This window comes from Pseudoxanthomonas sp. PXM02, from assembly GCF_014851805.1.
Classification (GTDB): Bacteria; Pseudomonadota; Gammaproteobacteria; order Xanthomonadales; family Xanthomonadaceae; genus Pseudoxanthomonas_A.
This window is the reverse complement of the sequence record NZ_JACVAK010000001.1, coordinates 1,232,038-1,246,562: the sequence shown is the minus strand read 5'-3', so window position 1 is coordinate 1,246,562 and position 14,525 is coordinate 1,232,038. Positions and strand designations below refer to the sequence as shown.

General features: G+C 65.6%; 25 protein-coding genes and 1 tRNA gene. 7 read left to right on the top strand and 19 right to left on the bottom strand.

What is annotated here, in order from left to right:
* From ybgF to IB225_RS06085, 4 genes are all read left to right on the top strand, one after another.
* Complete coding sequence (ybgF, locus tag IB225_RS06100; RefSeq protein WP_225583284.1) at positions 1-834, top strand: tol-pal system protein YbgF; 834 nt, start codon at positions 1-3, stop codon at positions 832-834.
* Positions 835-898: 64 nt separating this feature from the next.
* Entirely contained in the window at positions 899-1,582 is a 684-nt protein-coding gene (queE, locus tag IB225_RS06095; RefSeq protein ID WP_192310299.1) for a 7-carboxy-7-deazaguanine synthase QueE, read from the top strand.
* Positions 1,583-1,629: 47 nt separating this feature from the next.
* A complete protein-coding gene (gene queC, locus IB225_RS06090) occupies positions 1,630-2,295 on the top strand; it encodes a 7-cyano-7-deazaguanine synthase QueC (protein ID WP_192310298.1) in 666 nt (221 codons plus the stop codon).
* A gap of 74 nt (positions 2,296-2,369) precedes the next feature.
* Positions 2,370-2,445 (top strand) — tRNA-Lys (locus IB225_RS06085).
* A 105-nt stretch (positions 2,446-2,550) separates the two neighbouring features.
* Here the strand turns inward: IB225_RS06085 and IB225_RS06080 are convergent.
* The 16 genes from IB225_RS06080 to IB225_RS06005 form a co-directional block, all read right to left on the bottom strand.
* Positions 2,551-3,753 (bottom strand): integrase, encoded by a 1,203-nt coding sequence (locus IB225_RS06080; RefSeq protein WP_192310297.1) that lies wholly within the window; start codon positions 3,751-3,753, stop codon positions 2,551-2,553.
* On the bottom strand, positions 3,750-3,983 hold the full coding sequence (locus tag IB225_RS06075; protein ID WP_192310296.1) for a hypothetical protein: 234 nt from the start codon (positions 3,981-3,983) through the stop codon (positions 3,750-3,752). Before IB225_RS06075 ends, IB225_RS06080 begins: the two co-directional genes overlap by 4 nt.
* Positions 3,980-4,186: a hypothetical protein gene (locus tag IB225_RS06070; protein ID WP_192310295.1), complete on the bottom strand. Its 207-nt coding sequence runs from the start codon at positions 4,184-4,186 to the stop codon at positions 3,980-3,982. Before IB225_RS06070 ends, IB225_RS06075 begins: the two co-directional genes overlap by 4 nt.
* On the bottom strand, positions 4,183-4,461 hold the full coding sequence (locus IB225_RS06065; protein ID WP_192310294.1) for a hypothetical protein: 279 nt from the start codon (positions 4,459-4,461) through the stop codon (positions 4,183-4,185). Before IB225_RS06065 ends, IB225_RS06070 begins: the two co-directional genes overlap by 4 nt.
* Complete coding sequence (locus IB225_RS20345) at positions 4,458-5,135, bottom strand: hypothetical protein (protein WP_225583283.1); 678 nt, start codon at positions 5,133-5,135, stop codon at positions 4,458-4,460. The genes IB225_RS06065 and IB225_RS20345 overlap by 4 nt, the downstream gene beginning before the upstream one ends.
* Positions 5,128-5,313, bottom strand: a complete 186-nt coding sequence (locus IB225_RS06055) for a hypothetical protein (RefSeq protein WP_192310293.1) — start codon at positions 5,311-5,313, stop codon at positions 5,128-5,130. Before IB225_RS06055 ends, IB225_RS20345 begins: the two co-directional genes overlap by 8 nt.
* Entirely contained in the window at positions 5,306-5,635 is a 330-nt protein-coding gene (locus tag IB225_RS06050) for a hypothetical protein (RefSeq protein WP_192310292.1), read from the bottom strand. The genes IB225_RS06055 and IB225_RS06050 overlap by 8 nt, the downstream gene beginning before the upstream one ends.
* A gap of 211 nt (positions 5,636-5,846) precedes the next feature.
* Complete coding sequence (locus IB225_RS06045) at positions 5,847-8,540, bottom strand: toprim domain-containing protein (RefSeq protein ID WP_192310291.1); 2,694 nt, start codon at positions 8,538-8,540, stop codon at positions 5,847-5,849.
* 111 nt (positions 8,541-8,651) lie between these two features.
* Complete coding sequence (locus tag IB225_RS06040; protein ID WP_192310290.1) at positions 8,652-8,900, bottom strand: hypothetical protein; 249 nt, start codon at positions 8,898-8,900, stop codon at positions 8,652-8,654.
* Entirely contained in the window at positions 8,897-9,055 is a 159-nt protein-coding gene (locus tag IB225_RS06035; RefSeq protein WP_192310289.1) for a hypothetical protein, read from the bottom strand. Before IB225_RS06035 ends, IB225_RS06040 begins: the two co-directional genes overlap by 4 nt.
* A 559-nt stretch (positions 9,056-9,614) precedes the next feature.
* The gene (locus IB225_RS06030) at positions 9,615-9,758 is read right to left on the bottom strand and encodes a hypothetical protein (RefSeq protein ID WP_192310288.1); all 144 of its coding nucleotides are present in this window, start codon (positions 9,756-9,758) and stop codon (positions 9,615-9,617) included.
* Positions 9,755-9,976 (bottom strand): hypothetical protein, encoded by a 222-nt coding sequence (locus tag IB225_RS06025; protein WP_192310287.1) that lies wholly within the window; start codon positions 9,974-9,976, stop codon positions 9,755-9,757. The genes IB225_RS06030 and IB225_RS06025 overlap by 4 nt, the downstream gene beginning before the upstream one ends.
* Complete coding sequence (locus tag IB225_RS06020; RefSeq protein ID WP_192310286.1) at positions 9,973-10,230, bottom strand: hypothetical protein; 258 nt, start codon at positions 10,228-10,230, stop codon at positions 9,973-9,975. Before IB225_RS06020 ends, IB225_RS06025 begins: the two co-directional genes overlap by 4 nt.
* Complete coding sequence (locus IB225_RS06015) at positions 10,227-10,505, bottom strand: hypothetical protein (protein ID WP_192310285.1); 279 nt, start codon at positions 10,503-10,505, stop codon at positions 10,227-10,229. Before IB225_RS06015 ends, IB225_RS06020 begins: the two co-directional genes overlap by 4 nt.
* 7 nt (positions 10,506-10,512) lie before the next feature.
* The gene (locus IB225_RS06010; protein WP_192310284.1) at positions 10,513-10,851 is read right to left on the bottom strand and encodes an ogr/Delta-like zinc finger family protein; all 339 of its coding nucleotides are present in this window, start codon (positions 10,849-10,851) and stop codon (positions 10,513-10,515) included.
* A gap of 4 nt (positions 10,852-10,855) precedes the next feature.
* Positions 10,856-11,122 carry a DNA-binding protein gene (locus IB225_RS06005; protein WP_192310283.1) on the bottom strand — a complete coding sequence of 89 codons (267 nt, stop codon included), beginning with the start codon at positions 11,120-11,122 and terminating at the stop codon, positions 10,856-10,858.
* A gap of 89 nt (positions 11,123-11,211) precedes the next feature.
* Between IB225_RS06005 and IB225_RS06000 the strand changes: the two genes are divergently transcribed.
* The 3 genes from IB225_RS06000 to IB225_RS05990 are packed head-to-tail and all read left to right on the top strand — an operon-like array spanning position 11,212 to position 12,900.
* Positions 11,212-11,646 (top strand): helix-turn-helix transcriptional regulator, encoded by a 435-nt coding sequence (locus IB225_RS06000; RefSeq protein ID WP_192310282.1) that lies wholly within the window; start codon positions 11,212-11,214, stop codon positions 11,644-11,646.
* 55 nt (positions 11,647-11,701) lie between these two features.
* Positions 11,702-12,214 carry a hypothetical protein gene (locus tag IB225_RS05995; protein WP_192310281.1) on the top strand — a complete coding sequence of 171 codons (513 nt, stop codon included), beginning with the start codon at positions 11,702-11,704 and terminating at the stop codon, positions 12,212-12,214.
* A 17-nt stretch (positions 12,215-12,231) separates the two neighbouring features.
* Complete coding sequence (locus IB225_RS05990) at positions 12,232-12,900, top strand: OB-fold putative lipoprotein (protein ID WP_225583282.1); 669 nt, start codon at positions 12,232-12,234, stop codon at positions 12,898-12,900.
* Between the two features lie 50 nt (positions 12,901-12,950).
* On the opposite strand, the gene IB225_RS20500 is transcribed toward IB225_RS05990, so the two are convergent.
* From IB225_RS20500 to IB225_RS05980, 3 genes are read right to left on the bottom strand one after another with little or no spacing between them, the layout of a single operon-like run.
* Complete coding sequence (locus IB225_RS20500; protein WP_255527971.1) at positions 12,951-13,085, bottom strand: hypothetical protein; 135 nt, start codon at positions 13,083-13,085, stop codon at positions 12,951-12,953.
* Positions 13,082-14,110: a phage late control D family protein gene (locus IB225_RS05985; RefSeq protein ID WP_192310280.1), complete on the bottom strand. Its 1,029-nt coding sequence runs from the start codon at positions 14,108-14,110 to the stop codon at positions 13,082-13,084. The genes IB225_RS20500 and IB225_RS05985 overlap by 4 nt, the downstream gene beginning before the upstream one ends.
* Positions 14,107-14,511, bottom strand: coding sequence for a phage tail protein (locus tag IB225_RS05980; protein WP_192310279.1), 405 nt, complete (start codon positions 14,509-14,511; stop codon positions 14,107-14,109). Before IB225_RS05980 ends, IB225_RS05985 begins: the two co-directional genes overlap by 4 nt.
* Positions 14,512-14,525 lie beyond the last annotated feature (14 nt).

Here is a 14,525-nt window from a genome sequence, read left to right as displayed (position 1 = left end):
ATGATCGCGAAGAAGACGTACATGCTGGTCCTGGCGGCGGCCCTCGTGGCCGCCGCTCCCGCGCACGCGCAACGCGTCAGCCTGGCCGATCGCGTGGCCGCGCTGGAAGCGAAGGCCAACAATCCGCAGCAGAACCTGGACCTGCTCAACAAGGTCACCCAGCAGGAAGCGGAGCTGCGTGAGATGCGCGCCCAGCTGGAGCAGCTGCAGAACGAGAACGAGCAGCTCAAGCAGCGCGGCCGCGACCAGTACCTCGATCTGGACGGTCGTCTCAACCGTCTGGAAGGCGGCGCCGCACCGGCTCCGGCCGGCACCACGCCTGCCGCTCCGCCCCTCGGCACTGCCCCTGTCTCCGCGCCGGCCACCGCGCCGGCGCCTGTCGCGGCAGCCACCGCCGAACGCCCCCCCAGTGTCCACGGTGACATGGGCGCCATGTCCGCCACCGGCGACGAGCGCACCGCCTACAACGTCGCTTTCGACCGGTTGAAGGCCGGCGAGTACGCCGATGCGGCACAGCTGTTCACCAGCTTCCTGCAGCTTTATCCCGGTGGCGTATACGCGCCCAACGCGCTGTACTGGCTGGGCGAAAGCTATTACGTCACCCAGAATTACGCGCTGGCCGCGGATCAGTTCCGCGCGCTGCTGGCGCAGTACCCGACGCACGACAAGGCGCCGGGCGCCCTGCTGAAGATCGGTCTGTGCGATTACGGGCTGGGCAAGCTGCCCGAGGCCGAACGCACGCTCGGCGAGGTCATCGCCAAGTACCCGGGCACCGATGTCGCCCGCACGGCCGACGACCGCCTGCGTGCCATCCAGATCGGCCGTTTGCGCTGAGTCAGCGGTGTCCGGCGGCCCATAGCGGAGACGTCGGGCCGCCAGGGCGTATCATGCGCACCCCATGAACGACGCCGCCCGCCCCAGCGAGATCGTCCAGTCCCCGCTGGAACGCCTCAAGATCACCGAGATTTTCCTTTCCCTGCAGGGTGAGGCGAATGCGGTCGGCTGGCCCACGGTCTTCGTCCGCCTGACCGGCTGCCCGCTGCGCTGCCAGTACTGCGATACCGCCTACGCTTTCCACGGTGGGCAGTGGCGCGAGATCGACGACATCGTTGCCGAGGTCGCAGGCCATGGCGTCCGGCACGTCTGTGTCACCGGTGGCGAACCGCTGTCGCAGAAGCGCTGCCTGCTGCTGTTGAAGAAGCTTTGCGATGCAGGCTTTGACGTGTCCCTGGAAACCTCCGGTGCGCTGGATGTCGCCGATGTCGATCCCCGCGTGTCGCGCGTGGTCGATCTGAAAACGCCGGGTTCGAAGGAAATGGCACGCAACCGGCTGGAGAATCTGCCGCTGCTTACTGCGCGCGACCAGGTCAAGTTCGTGCTGTGCGGACGTGCCGACTACGAGTGGGCGCGCGACATGCTCACCGAGCACCGGTTGGCCGAACGCTGCGATGTGCTGTTCTCGCCCAGCAAGTCCGAGCTGTCGCCGCGCGACCTGGCGGACTGGATCGTCGAGGACCGCCTGCCGGTGCGCTTTCAGATGCAGCTGCACAAGCTGCTGTGGAACGACGAACCGGGGCGCTGATCGCACGCCTGCGGTAGCCTATCCCTTACCCCACGAAGCAACGCCCCATGAAGAATGCCGTCGTCCTCCTGTCCGGAGGCATGGACTCCGCCGTCGTCGTCGCCATCGCCCGTGAGCAGGGCTTCGCCGTGCATGCATTGAGCGTGCGTTATGGCCAGCGGCACACGTCCGAACTGGACGCCGCCGCGCGCGTCGCCAGCACCCTCGGCGCGGCCGCGCACAAGACTGTGCATGTCGACCTGCGCAGCATCGGCGGCTCCGCGCTTACCGACGACATCGACGTGCCCGAAGCAGGCGGCCCCGGCATTCCGGTGACCTACGTGCCGGCGCGCAACACCATCATGCTGTCGGTCGCGCTGGGCTGGGCGGAAGTGCTGGGCGCCAACGACATCTTCTGCGGGGTCAACGCGGTGGACTATTCGGGCTATCCGGATTGCCGTCCCGAGTTCATCGAAGCGTTCGAGAAACTCGCGAACGTGGCGACCAAAGCAGGCGTCGAGGGTGCCGGCCTGCGCATCCAGGCGCCGCTGCTGCGCATGAGCAAGGCTGACATCGTGCGCGAAGGCGTGCGCCTGGGCGTCGATTTCGCGCAGACCGTGTCCTGCTACCAGGCCGATGCGCAGGGCCGCGCCTGCGGGCATTGCGATGCCTGCCGCCTGCGCGCCGCCGGCTTCACCGATGCCGGCGTACCGGACCCCACGCACTACGTGTGATCCGGACGGATTTCGCCCCATCGCGGACGATGCGCTAGAATGCGCGTCCCGGTGCAAGGCCGGGGCGCGTTTCCGGGCCGTTAGCTCAGTCGGTAGAGCAGAAGACTTTTAATCTTTTGGTCGAAGGTTCGAATCCTTCACGGCCCACCATATAAATCAGGCGCTTATCCTCGCGGAAAGCGCCTTTTTCATGGCCTCGGTAAAATTCCCGGTAAAAAGAACGCCCGCGCAGTGTTCCACGGGCGCATGCGTTCCTCACTCGCCAGTGCTTTCCGGCGCCGGCAGTTTCGGCGGCCGCACGTGCGGAACTTGATGCGCGTATCGACGCACGGTCTTGTCGCTGGTGTGACCGCTGCTGTCCTGCACGTCGCCGAAATTGCCCTCGGTATCGGTGACGCCACGGTGTTTCAGGCCGTGCAACGCGAAACGGTCCTCTTCCGCGATGACTCCCTCTCGCATGGCCATGTGGATGGCGCGCTGCCAGGCGCTGTCCAGTGCCGATTTCGTCAAAGGCGTGCCGCTCTGCGACACGATCAGGCGCCTACGTTCGGGCTGCAACTGCGTGGGGCGACCGTGTGCCGCCATGCGTTCCTTACGGTACGTGGCCAGCCAGTCCCACGCCCACCGCATGTCGTCATTCCACGCAGTCACGTTGTCGCGTGAGCCCTTGCGGCGGTTCGTCCTGATGCCATCGGCATGGTGGTGCGCGTCCGTCAGCGTGGTCACCTCGATGCCGCGCAGGCGCACGTTGTACGCCAGCACCATGACCGCCGGCAGGTAGGGCGAGACGCTGCCCTCGGTGTGTGCCTTGCGCGTGGCGCGCTCTCGCACGAACGCGAGCATGGCCAGGTAAACGTCCGGCCTGGGCATGCGGAATTCCTTGGCCTCGCGCACCTCACGCACGCCTTGCGCCGGGTTGTTCTCGCATAAACCGAAGCGAATGCCCCAATTGAACACGCGCCGCAGGTAGCGCATCACGTGGTTGGCCTTCGATGGCCTCGGCTCCAGCGCCGGCAGCTTCCCCCTGGCCGTGCGGCCGCTGGCAAGGATCTCCACCATGCGCTGAATCGCCGGCACGCGCAGCTTGGCCACGGCCACGTCGCCCAGCTTCGTGCCATCGCTCAACACGAAGCCTTTGGCCTCGGCGGCGCACTCGCGGTAACCCTTCTGCGTGCCCGCGCTCAGTTCCTTGAACTCGGTGCACTTCTCGAACTGATCCAGCACGTAGGCCAGCGTTCCGCGCACCTCGCCTTTGCTCTGCAGCTCGATGATCGCGTGCAGCTCGGACAGCCGGGCATTGGCGAAAGCAACCGTCCGCTTGCGCGGACGGCCATCCTCCGGATGTGGCTCGAAGATGTACCAGCGGTTATCCGCCCAATAGATGCCGCGTGGCAGCGCCTTTTGATCGATGTGCGCCGGCAGGTGCGGGTTGAACTTCCTTTCTCGTCCGGGCGTCATTGCATTAGATCCTCGATGCGGGTTTCTTCATTGGCGGCAGACAGGGCAGCGTGCAGGCCCACAGCGGCGTCCAGCGCGGCCTGAGTCGTCCAGATCCCACCGGCGCCGTCGTACTTGTACCGGATATGTTGCCTGTCCGCCCACTTGGCCACCGTGGACGCTCGCGGTGCCGGCCCGTTGGGCCGACACATGCGCTGCAGCGCGGTGAAGGGAACAACGTTGGCGGTCATAGCGGTGCACCCTTCCACCAGGTGAAGCGCGCTTTCCACTGCTGGCGCATTTCGTCGCGCAACGCGTTGGCGGCCGCACTGCCGCGCTTGGTCGCCACGCGCTGCATGAGTTCGTCCACCTTCGCCTCGGTGATGAAGCCATTGCGCAGCCATTGCCGCGCCTCACAGGCGCGGCGGTGGGCCTCCGTGCTGCTGTCCGTCATCGGATCTTGCCCCCGGTGTTGAACAGCCCGAACTGCAGCACGTTGTCGGCGACGGCCGGCGCTGCCGGCGGACGCGGCGTGCGCATGCGGTGCATGCGTTTCCACTCCTGCAGGGCACCGTCGAAGTCGGCGCAGCGCTTCGTTGCGCCACAACGGCATTCGATAAAGTGGCCACCGCCGGAAGCAGCCTGCCGGCAGTCGTGGATATGACGCGCCAGGTGCCCGGCTCGGCAGCGCGGCAGGGGACGTTCGTGGTCGACCTGCCGTTGCGTCATGCCAGACCCTCCCGCACAACGTGGGCGTCGATCTGTGCGGCGACCAGGGCGCCCGCCTTAACCAGCTCGCGCAGGCGGTCGCGGGGGGCCACGTACGCATTGCCTTGCCCATCGCTGGTCACTGGCGCGGGCTTCCACCAGCGTTTTGCGAACGGCCAGCCCTCCGGCGCGGTGTTGAAGCACATGCCATCACGGCGACGCATGTCCTTGAGGGGCAGCGCGTAGCAGGCCGCAGCCATGGCCAGCTCTTCGCCGCCATATGCGGTATCGCCCGCGACGGAAAAGCCTTCCTGCTCGCACTGACGCGCGCGCTCCTCGGCGATCAAACCAATGCCGAAATGCGTCGAGGAACGGCGAACGCGGGTGGCGATGCGGTTCAGCTCGTCAACGGCTAGCTGGTCGGCGCGACCGAGCGTGATCAGTTGGCCCACCATGCCCAGCACGTGCGCGGTATGCGGCGGCAACACGGGGCGATCAGCCGCCAAGCCTTCGGCCGCGCTGATGGCCGAGCCGCGCTCATCGGAGCGCAGTGCGCCGTTACCCTCGATCCCTGCATCACGCACGCGCGTCTGCAGCAGCTGCAGATCCGTGCGGTTCATGGTGGCCACGGCCAGTTCGATGATGGCGTGCGCGGCCCGCAGCTCGCGCTCCATGCGCCAGAAAGCGTCAGACATGGGCCACCTCCCGGCGAACGGCCATGGCGCGGCGCGGGCGGCGCGTCAGGGGAATCTGGCCGACCGCCAGCGCGGCGCGTCCCGGCGCCTTCGCGCGGGTGCGGACCAGGTGGTACATGAGCGCGCCGCCTACGGCGGGCGCGAGGCTGATCGACATGAGGGCGATGACCTTAAGCATTGGCCAGCTCCTTTGCCGCCGCTTCACGCGCGGCAGCGCCGGCCGCCGTCGCCGGGCTAGGCAGCAGGTTGGCCACCTCGAACGGGAAGCGCAGGCCGTCCAGATACTCGGCCAGCTCGCGCCCCAGCAGATCCTCGCCGCACTGGACGAAATCAGGCGTGCGGGTGACCCAGCCGCCCCCCTTGCCGGCGTGGCGCTCCCACGTCTTGACCAGCTCATGCCGGCCGCCCATCTGCAGGACGCCGGTCAGCACCACGCGGCTGCGCTCGATGCGGATATGCACCTCCGCGTGGCACTCGGTGTTCAGCACACCCAAATCCACGCCGTTAACCGCCGCCGTGGTACTGTCCGCGCCGGGTCCGGTGGTGGATCCCGGCGAAGGTGTAACGCTTGTTGTGGGGCTATTCCCGCTCATCTGTTGCATGGCTCTCATCTCCTGAGCTTCGTTTGGGGAAACCCTCGGGGTGGTGTTGGCGCACCGCCCGCCGGGCTCACTTTTTCCGGCTACCTGCCGGCAGGGTTTGGGTTCGTGGTCATGCTTGGAATACCCAGCACTTCACGGTGGATGGCTTGTCGGTCGAACCGGCATTGATGTAGCTGTTCACGGCCGTATTGGCGTCGAGGAACTTGTGCCGGCGCGAGTTGCGCAGCAGGGCGCGAATCACGTTGAGATCGGGCAGCCGCTGCGAGTGGTACGCGGCCTTGGCATAGAACTCGTTGAGGTTGATGCAGATGCGCTTGTCATCGCGCGAGTGGTTGACCACGTGCCCGCCCGCCTTCATGGCTTCGAGGTATTCGTAGACCTCCCAGAACTCGACCACCAGCGGGTTGTCGGCGTTGATCGCGGTCTGACGATCCAGTGCCATCTGCACCAGCGCGTCGCGCGTGGCCTTCACCATGGCCTCGGGGATCTCCAGCACCAGGCGCAGGCAGTCGAACAGCGCCAGCATCTGCGCGTGGTTCTTGATCACGCGCTCGACGCGGATCTCTTTCCGCTCGCGCAGCGCCGCTTCGAAAAATCGGGCGCGGTCGGCGAACCGCTCCAGAATCTTCCCCTCGGCGCTGATCGCCTTGATCAGGAAGTGGCTTAGAGCCTCCACCGGCAGCGCGTTGAGGTTGTCGGCGGCAATGCGGCTCTCGGTCGTGACCTCGGGCCGCTTGAAATGCAGCTTGACGATACGCGTCAGGATCGCCTCGCTGGCGTCCACCGCGGCGTTCTGGCTGATCACGATAGTGCCGCGAAAGGGCGGCTCATACGTGTCATTGCCGCCGTTGCGCACGCCGCGCGTGGCCAGCGTGCCGCCGCCGAAAAAGTCTTTCAGCTCGTCCCACTCGAACGTCTTGGAATGAGCCTTGTCCGGCTCGTTGCGGTCGGCCTCCAGCAGCACCACCGGCATGCCCGAAATCTGGCCCATGGCGCGCGCACGGCCCGCCTTGGACGACTTGGCCGGATCGAAGCCTTCGTAATCGCTGCGGCCCAGCAGCTTCCACAGGAACGTCAGCAGCGTGGTCTTGCCCGCGCCGGCCTCGCCCGTGGCTTCGAGGAACGGATAGCTCTTGTGTGCGGCGCGGATCTGCTCGGCGAACAGCGAGCCGAACCAAAACGTAAGGGCGACCATGCCGTGCGTGCCAAAGCACGTCCACAGCCACGGCAGCCAATCGGTGCGGTAGCCGTCTGAGTCGCGCTGGATCTCCAGCCTGATGGACTTCTGCGTGGTCTTTAGGCGCAGCTTGTCGAACTCAAAATAATCCTCTTCGTTGGCCACCACCAGCTCGCCGGCCCGCACCGCCATGTCGCCCAGCAGGTACGCGCGGTGTTCCTTGCTGTAGCCCACGAAGTCGATGGCGTCGACCTTCTTGATGTTGTAGAGCTGGTCTTTCATCACGTGGATCAGTTCGGATGCGGTGCCGTCGAACACGGCGCCGGGCGCGAAGGATGCCAGGCGGTCGCGGAAGGCGGGACCGTTGAGCGTCTGTGACGCGGTGAACGTGCCGCGCACGCTCGGGGCTTCATGCGGGAAGTCAACGCGGAAGTAATACCAGGACTCGTCGGTGACCTCGTTGCGCTGGAAATACAGCGCTTCCGGGTAACAGTTGGCGATCTCGCGCACGGACGATGCCGAGGCCTGCAACTTGGGCAGGTGTTCCTCCAGATCCTCCTCGCCCTTTTCGTTGACCCATTCCTTTTTGACCTTCTCGAAGCGCGCACTGTCGAAGTCGAACCACCACAGGCGGGCGCGGTACTCGAAATGGAACTCATGCCGGCCATCGTGGTTGAAGATCAGCAGCGCCTTGTCCTTGGCGGTCTTGGCCAGCACCAGGTCGCCCTGATACCGGGCTTCCGCCACGTCGTCGTCCCACTGCTTTGCCTGATCGACCTTGTCGCCCTGCGATAGCGCGCGCAGGTGCAGATCGTTCCAGTCCACTTTGCGGTCGTTGCGCTGGGGGATCAGCGCCGCCCTGCAGGTGAAGCCCATGGCGCGCGCACGTGCCACGTGCTTGCGCAGGTAGTCGCGTGCGGTCACCTCGTTGTCCGGCGCCCAGATCAGCGTCGGCAGGTTGCCTTTGCGCAGCTCGGCCAGCTTGCGCAGCGATGCCTCGGGGAACTGATTGGACGACATGGCCGACACGGCGTCATTGCCGTGATGCACGTGCGCCAGCGAGTCGAAAATGCCCTCCACGATCCACAGCTCTTTGACCTCGGCCAGGCGCTCGGTCACTTCGGGCGCGGCCCACCACACGCCTGCGAAGCTGGCGCCGGGCTTGAATCGCGCTTTCATCTTGCCGAAGCGGTGCGGCCGGTCGATCAGTCGCTCCCACCACTCGCCGCGCTCCAGCACGAAACGCACCGTGGCGCTGCCTTGCTGCAGCGTCGGGTTCCAGTAATTGTCCTGCGTGAACAGACCGCGCACGCGGGCCAGATCGAAGCCACGCGAATGCTGCAGGTAGGCCTCGGCTGCCGCGTGCGGGTTGGTGTCGGTGACCGGGTGGCGCTTGCTCCAGTCGTCGAACAGATCGTCATACTGATCCTTGACGTGGATCTCGCGGCCACACTTTGCCTGCCGGCCGCAGCGCACCACCCACGGGTGCGTGTGATTGCAGTACAGCTCCTTTTTACCGCACGACGGGCACTTGCCGCCGCGCATGTATTCGGTGCCGTTGCGCAGCTTGAGGCCGTAGTCGCGCTCCAGCCGTGTGATTACTTGTTGGCGCAGATCTTCCTGCATGTGCTGGTCAACCTGCCGCCTTGATGGACACGTGGTGTTGCATGGCTCTCTCTCCTGAGTGGTACTCAGGCCGAGCGGTGTTGGCGCACCGCGTCGGCCTGCGGGGTGTTGTTAGGGTTGCCCGCCGGCGGGCGTGGAGTGCGTGAGAATGTCCAGCATGTCGTCGCGGATGTACTCGGCGACGGCGGCCGTGCTGTCGTGGGAGATGCCGCGATCTGCGGCGGCGTCGTTGTTGAGCGCGGCCAGCAGCGTCACCGCCTGCTGTGCGCGCCACAGGCGGTCGTAGTCCTGCCCGTTGATCACCTGGGCGTTGTCTACGCTGCCGCGCTCGGCGGTCGGATGCTTACGAACGTTGCTCATGCGCGCGCCCCTTCGGTTGCCGTGACCGGATCGGTTTCCAGCCACTCCAGCAGGCGCTCCGGCTCGCCGAGCTGCAGCAGGAACAGATTGGTGCCGATGAACAGCTCGCCACGCGCACCGGCGCCGCGCTTGATCGCGTCGGGCGTGGTGGTCATGACTGTGAGGCACGTGTGCGTGGCGTCCTGCAGGGACGCGAATAGGGGCACCTTGGCAACGCGAGAGACGCGCAGGTGAACGCCTGCGACGACGGTCTGCAGTTCGATTGCAGCGGCCATTAGCGACCACCTTCGCGCGCAGCGCGCACGGTGTCGGTATGGCGGGGAAGGGTGATGACGATCTGCCGCGCGTGGCTGCTGCCGGGCGTGGCTTGGGTGTCGTTGTGCATGCTGGATTCCTCAGGTGAAGTGGAATCCGCCGCCCCAACGCCAATCGGGGTGGCGGACGGCACGGGTTGGCGTACCGGCCTGAGGACCGGCGGGGCCGAAGCCCCCCACGTACCGCCCGCCATTGAAGTGGCTGGCATGTGCCCAGTGCGATGCCGGGCGAAAAAAAAGCGCCTTGCATCGTGCGATGGGCGCTGGTGCGCCTCAGGTGTCGGGACGCCAATCCCGGTCGCCGATTTTGCGGCGACGTGGGAATGGTTGCTCCGCTCGGGCGCACCTGTCAAGGGGATTTTGTGGGTAAACGCGTGAACGCCCACAACATGCTGTGTCGTCACGGCTTACTCCGCAGCAGTGCCATGGCGTAGATGATTGCCGCGCCCGTGGTGAACACGGCGGCGGCGGTTGTGTTGCCGGTAAGCGAGGACGCGCAGCTGGCGCCCAGCAGGGTCCACGCGATGATGCGGACGGGCTTCATGCGAGCCTCCCGAAGCGCGGCACCACCGGCGCGGCAATCACCTCGTGGTGACCGCCGCTGGCGATGTGCGCCTCAACGGCCGCGCGCAGGGCATCGGCTTCGTTCTTGCGCTTGGATGGCGCCACAGACTCGTCCGGCAGCTGGTGCCCGGCGACCAGGCGCGGCGCCTGTGCCGATGACCATCCGTCGCGCTGGGGGCTTCGTGTGTTGCGCTTCATGCGCGGCCTCCGCGCCAGAAACGTGTCCATGCCAGTGCCACAGCCTCGAACAGCGAGGCGTTGCGACGACGGTCGGGCATGCGCTTGAATTCCAGCTCGTTGAGCCACCACGCGCCGCCCTCATCGAAGCGCACGCGGTAGTTCCCATCGCGTGCCGACTCCTCCACCGTGCCGGCCTGTCCCTTGCGGAACATCGCGGCACAGCCGCGCGTCGTGACGATGCGGGCGCCGTGTTCATAGCGGTCGCGGCTCATGCGTGCACCGCACGTTCGGCAGCCACGCCGTTGAACACCGCAATGCCATCGTCGGTCGGCAGCGCCGCGCCGACGCCATCGCACAGGGTCAGCAGTCCGCGTCGGGCCAGGCCTGCAATAGGCTGGATCAGGTGGACGCTGCTGCCTTCGTGGGCGTGGTAGTGCCGGCCTACCCACCCTATCGCGCAACGGCTCAGGCCGTTGCAGCGCACCGCTGTGACAAGACAAAGCTGCTGATCTCGCGGGAGATCGGCGAACGCGATACGAGTCTGCATGGAAACCTCAGAGGGTTGCGTCGTCCGGCTCAGAGCCGGCGGGAGGGAGTGCCATGGCCATCTGCGCGCCTTGGTTGCGGGCGTCCTCGACGGCTTGGTCACGAGCGCGGCGTGCGCGCTCGGTTTCGGGGAGATCGCATCCCAGCGCGTCCGGAATGCCGGACGGGCTGGCTATGGCGGTCAGTTCGCTGTGACCGGTGTAGGCCGCCGAGCACAGCGGGTTGCTGCACACGTAGGTGTCATGTCGCAGGAACTGGTGCATGAGGTAGCTGGTGCGCTTGACCAGCACGTAAGTGCACACCGCACACGAAAAGATCGCGCGCCGGCCAACCGTTTCGATGGCCATGGGCTTAACCCCGTCGTGCGGTTTGGCGTGACACGGTGGGGATTTGGGGGTTAGGCTTCATCCCGAGCGCCACGGCGGCGTCATGGCGGCTGCCAAAGTTGGCTTTACTCCGGCCGCCGAGGACGTCCTTTACCGCATCGAGACTGAGCTGGTTGTCTCGCGCGAACTGAGAGGCGCTGAGACCGATGGTGCGCAGCCACTCCTTAGCTTGATCGGCGGTGCGCAGGGCGGGGGAGCGGGAAGGCTTACGGCGAGCGTTACGAGTAGACATGCGCGGGTCATCGCGTGAATTTGCGTGAAAGCTTGGTGCATAATAATGCACCTGTCAAGCGCAGTTTTGTTCACCTCATGGAGAGAGACATGGAACTGGGTAAGCGGCTTAAAGAGGAACGCCAGCGGTTGGGTCTGACGCAGCAGGCGATGGCAGAGGCCTGCGATTCGTCCAAGCGAGCGCAGCTCAATTACGAAAGCGGCGACCAGGTGCCGGGAGGCATGTATCTCGCGGCCGCTGCCGATCTCGGCGTGGATGTAGTGTTTGTCCTGACAGGCCGAAGCAGCGCGCAAGCGAGCGCATCCGCAGAGGACGCGGCTTTACTGGCGCACTTCCATCGCATGAAGCCTGAGGTGCGCAACCTGATTCTGGAAATCCTGCTGCAGCTAAACACGTCGGCACCGACCTCAAAGCGCGGCATTACCATCAAGGGCGGCGAACAGGCGCAGGTCATACAGGGAAATCCTGTCCAGCCAGACCTGACGATCAACGTCGGTGGTGGACGCGGCGCACGCAAAAAGTGAATCAAGGAAGTGTGACGGTGGCCGATGTTATCGGCTATCGATCAAAGGAATGCATATGCGTCCACGCGACATCACGGCCGAGAACATTGGTCAGGTAATCCAAGGCAGCGTCCACGCCAACACGCTCGTGTTGAACGTGGGCGGACAGCCGCACCCCCTCTGCGAAATCAGTAGCGATCAGGTGGCTCACCTGCGCCGCGTTGTCACCAAAGCCATCGCGTTCCGTACAAAGCTGGCTTTCGCGCCTCGGCTAGTCACCGGCGCCCTCATCGTGTGGTTGTGGTGGAACATACCCGCTGCAGTGGGCATGCCTGAGGGTCTAACTGACACCGAGCGACTGATTGCTGCGCTGATGATGGCGGGCAGCAGCGTCGTTTCTGCGTGGGGCGTGGTGCAGATCAACATGGGGGCGTGGATGCGCCGTCACCGCAAAGCCATCGGGGAGCTGGAGAGCGTGCTGGCAAAAATCGACGCCGAGCTGGATATGCGAAAGCCGCTTACTGAGTTCGGCGCGGGGGCACTGTTCCGGAGCTTGTTTCCTCCGGCGCAGTTTCGGTCGTTTCAATAATCACAAGGGGAAATCTGATGAATGCAACAGTCGCACCAACCCGCAGCGCACCGGTGAAAGGCACGTGGATCTGCCTCGTTATCGCGTGGGTGCTGTTCCTGATCCCGCTGCCGGGTGCCGGTCTGTTCGTGGGCTGGCCGCTGAACCTGGTCGCCTTCATTCTCGCCATCGTGGTGATGGCTCGCGGCAAGACGGTGGCTGGGTTGATTCCTCTGCTGGCGTCGATCATCGTCTCGCCCATCGTGTACTTCGTCGGGCTTGCGGTGCTCGGAGCTGCGGCCGTCAGTGGTGACGCTTATCAGGACTACAAGGAACGCGCGGAAGCGGCCAGCACGCAGCAGGAAGCGCCGCAATCCAGCGCCGCGCTCGACCTCAAGCCGGTAGCGATGGAAGTCACTGCTGCCGACCTGTTTGCTGCCTATGACGCCAATGAAGTATCGGCGGACGACAAATACAAAGGCCGCCAGTTGGCGGTGACCGGTACGGTCGCAGGGATCAACAAAGACATTACGGACTCGGTTTACGTTGAGATTGCAACGCCCAATGAGTTCTCGACTATCCACGCTCGCGGCATTGAGCCGGCAGTCGCTGCTGGCCTGACCAAAGGCTCGCAGATCACCGTGGTGTGCGAAGGTGGCGGCCTATTGATCGGATCGCCGCAGCTCGATGAGTGTTCCGTACGCTGATCGCACCGCGCTCCGGATAGAAATAGGCCGCCTTACGGCGGCCTTTTCTTTTACTTGGTCGTGTCGATCGGCTCGCGCCCGCCGGGACCTTGAGGCGGTGCGGGATCTGCCTTCGCCTTCTGGCGCTTGCGCACGAAATAGTACAGCGCCACGCCGATGACGACGATGACGATCAGGGTCTTCATGTGGTGTTTCCTTCGGTAGTGGAAGATTCGCTCCCGACTGTTTCCAGATCGAGCGCGGTGGTGAACCCGGCGCTGCCGGTGACGGTGTGCACGACGCGGGACGCCAGCCATTCCCCGTCGATGCCTTCCTTGAAGCCGGCAACGTCAATGCGCTGCTCGGGATACAGATCCGCGCGTCCCAGCGCGAGCGTGATCGAGAACTTTGCGCCGCCGCGCCGGATGCGGTTCCATTCGGCCGTCGCCTGCTCGCGCGCCTCTGCCTCGTTGGCGTAGGACTCGCGCAGGCGCTTTGCGTTGCCACTCTGGCCCACCACCACCGACTTCCGTTGCGCAGCGCCCTTGTCGTGCCAGTACGCGCGAACGCCGGTATACACGTCGCGGTCGGCGGCCATGTAACGGTGCTGATCGCCCATGTCCCGCGTGATCGACGCGCCGGGCAGCGGCTTGCCCGTTGCGGTCTTGCCCGATCCGATGGGCGCGAACAGCAGCGCGCCGGCCTTGACGGTGGCCACTGCGTCGTAACGCTTGGCCAGGCGCGTGAGCAGGTTGGCATCGCTCTCTTCGGTCTGATCCAGATGCGCGATGGCGATGCTGTCCAGCGGGGCCGCGATGCGCGGCTGCAGGCCATGCTCGCCGGCAATGTTGCGCACCACCTTGCCCAGCGTCGTGGCGTGCCAGCTGCGATCACGGCGCGTGCGCATCTGCTGCGTCAGATCCGCGCTGCGGGCGCGCACGGTGATCACGTCGGGCGTGCCGCTATGCTCGACCTCATCCACCTTGAAGGTGCCTTTGTCGATCAGGCCGGAGTCCTGCCAGCCCAGCGACACCTGCAGCAGCACGCCCTTGCGCGGCATCGCCACTGCGCCGTCGTGGTCGTGAATCCGCAGCTCCAGCTGATCGGCCTCGCCACCGCGGCATTCGGTCAGCGTCAGATCCAGCAGGCGAGGGCGGAACCGCTCGGTCAGATCCTTCCCGTCCAGCACGACCTTCCATGCTGGGATCGCGTACAGCGCCTCATTGCTCATGCACTAGCACCGGACGCCTTGGCCACGTCATCCACGCGCGAGAGCGACAGCACGAACTCGATGCGGCGCGGCGTGCCGTCCTGAAACAGCAGCGTGCTGGTGGTGCGCGTGGACACGATGACGAACGCGCCGCGCACCTTGCCCGAGCCGTCCACCAGCGCCAGCGGCCGCCCTTCGCTGGCCATCTTCTCCAGCGTCTCCAGCGAGGCGACGCGACCGGTCAGCTCCGGCGCCACGACGCCGGACAGGTCGATGGTTTCCTCTCCCGGCCCGAGGTACTGGCGCGCCGGCCGCGCGCCGACGCGCTCGCTGGATGCGTGACGCCAGGTGGCGCTGCGCTCCACCGTCTGCGGCGCGAGTTCGCGCAGGGAGAACACGAAGGTGCCGAGAGCCATTAGCACGGGGGAAAACCTCG

Bases quoted from the DNA above. Each gene is read 5' to 3' on its own strand.
- ybgF (WP_225583284.1), top strand. From the start codon at position 1: ATGATCGCGAAGAAGACGTACATGCTGGTCCTGGCGGCGGCCCTCGTG.
- queE (WP_192310299.1), top strand. From the start codon at position 899: ATGAACGACGCCGCCCGCCCCAGCGAGATCGTCCAGTCCCCGCTGGAA.
- queC (WP_192310298.1), top strand. From the start codon at position 1,630: ATGAAGAATGCCGTCGTCCTCCTGTCCGGAGGCATGGACTCCGCCGTC.
- IB225_RS06080 (WP_192310297.1), bottom strand. From the start codon at position 3,753: ATGACGCCCGGACGAGAAAGGAAGTTCAACCCGCACCTGCCGGCGCAC.
- IB225_RS06075 (WP_192310296.1), bottom strand. From the start codon at position 3,983: ATGACCGCCAACGTTGTTCCCTTCACCGCGCTGCAGCGCATGTGTCGG.
- IB225_RS06070 (WP_192310295.1), bottom strand. From the start codon at position 4,186: ATGACGGACAGCAGCACGGAGGCCCACCGCCGCGCCTGTGAGGCGCGG.
- IB225_RS06065 (WP_192310294.1), bottom strand. From the start codon at position 4,461: ATGACGCAACGGCAGGTCGACCACGAACGTCCCCTGCCGCGCTGCCGA.
- IB225_RS20345 (WP_225583283.1), bottom strand. From the start codon at position 5,135: ATGTCTGACGCTTTCTGGCGCATGGAGCGCGAGCTGCGGGCCGCGCAC.
- IB225_RS06055 (WP_192310293.1), bottom strand. From the start codon at position 5,313: ATGCTTAAGGTCATCGCCCTCATGTCGATCAGCCTCGCGCCCGCCGTA.
- IB225_RS06045 (WP_192310291.1), bottom strand. From the start codon at position 8,540: ATGCAGGAAGATCTGCGCCAACAAGTAATCACACGGCTGGAGCGCGAC.
- IB225_RS06040 (WP_192310290.1), bottom strand. From the start codon at position 8,900: ATGAGCAACGTTCGTAAGCATCCGACCGCCGAGCGCGGCAGCGTAGAC.
- IB225_RS06035 (WP_192310289.1), bottom strand. From the start codon at position 9,055: ATGACCACCACGCCCGACGCGATCAAGCGCGGCGCCGGTGCGCGTGGC.
- IB225_RS06030 (WP_192310288.1), bottom strand. From the start codon at position 9,758: ATGAAGCCCGTCCGCATCATCGCGTGGACCCTGCTGGGCGCCAGCTGC.
- IB225_RS06025 (WP_192310287.1), bottom strand. From the start codon at position 9,976: ATGAAGCGCAACACACGAAGCCCCCAGCGCGACGGATGGTCATCGGCA.
- IB225_RS06020 (WP_192310286.1), bottom strand. From the start codon at position 10,230: ATGAGCCGCGACCGCTATGAACACGGCGCCCGCATCGTCACGACGCGC.
- IB225_RS06015 (WP_192310285.1), bottom strand. From the start codon at position 10,505: ATGCAGACTCGTATCGCGTTCGCCGATCTCCCGCGAGATCAGCAGCTT.
- IB225_RS06010 (WP_192310284.1), bottom strand. From the start codon at position 10,851: ATGGCCATCGAAACGGTTGGCCGGCGCGCGATCTTTTCGTGTGCGGTG.
- IB225_RS06005 (WP_192310283.1), bottom strand. From the start codon at position 11,122: ATGTCTACTCGTAACGCTCGCCGTAAGCCTTCCCGCTCCCCCGCCCTG.
- IB225_RS06000 (WP_192310282.1), top strand. From the start codon at position 11,212: ATGGAACTGGGTAAGCGGCTTAAAGAGGAACGCCAGCGGTTGGGTCTG.
- IB225_RS05995 (WP_192310281.1), top strand. From the start codon at position 11,702: ATGCGTCCACGCGACATCACGGCCGAGAACATTGGTCAGGTAATCCAA.
- IB225_RS05990 (WP_225583282.1), top strand. From the start codon at position 12,232: ATGAATGCAACAGTCGCACCAACCCGCAGCGCACCGGTGAAAGGCACG.
- IB225_RS20500 (WP_255527971.1), bottom strand. From the start codon at position 13,085: ATGAAGACCCTGATCGTCATCGTCGTCATCGGCGTGGCGCTGTACTAT.
- IB225_RS05985 (WP_192310280.1), bottom strand. From the start codon at position 14,110: ATGAGCAATGAGGCGCTGTACGCGATCCCAGCATGGAAGGTCGTGCTG.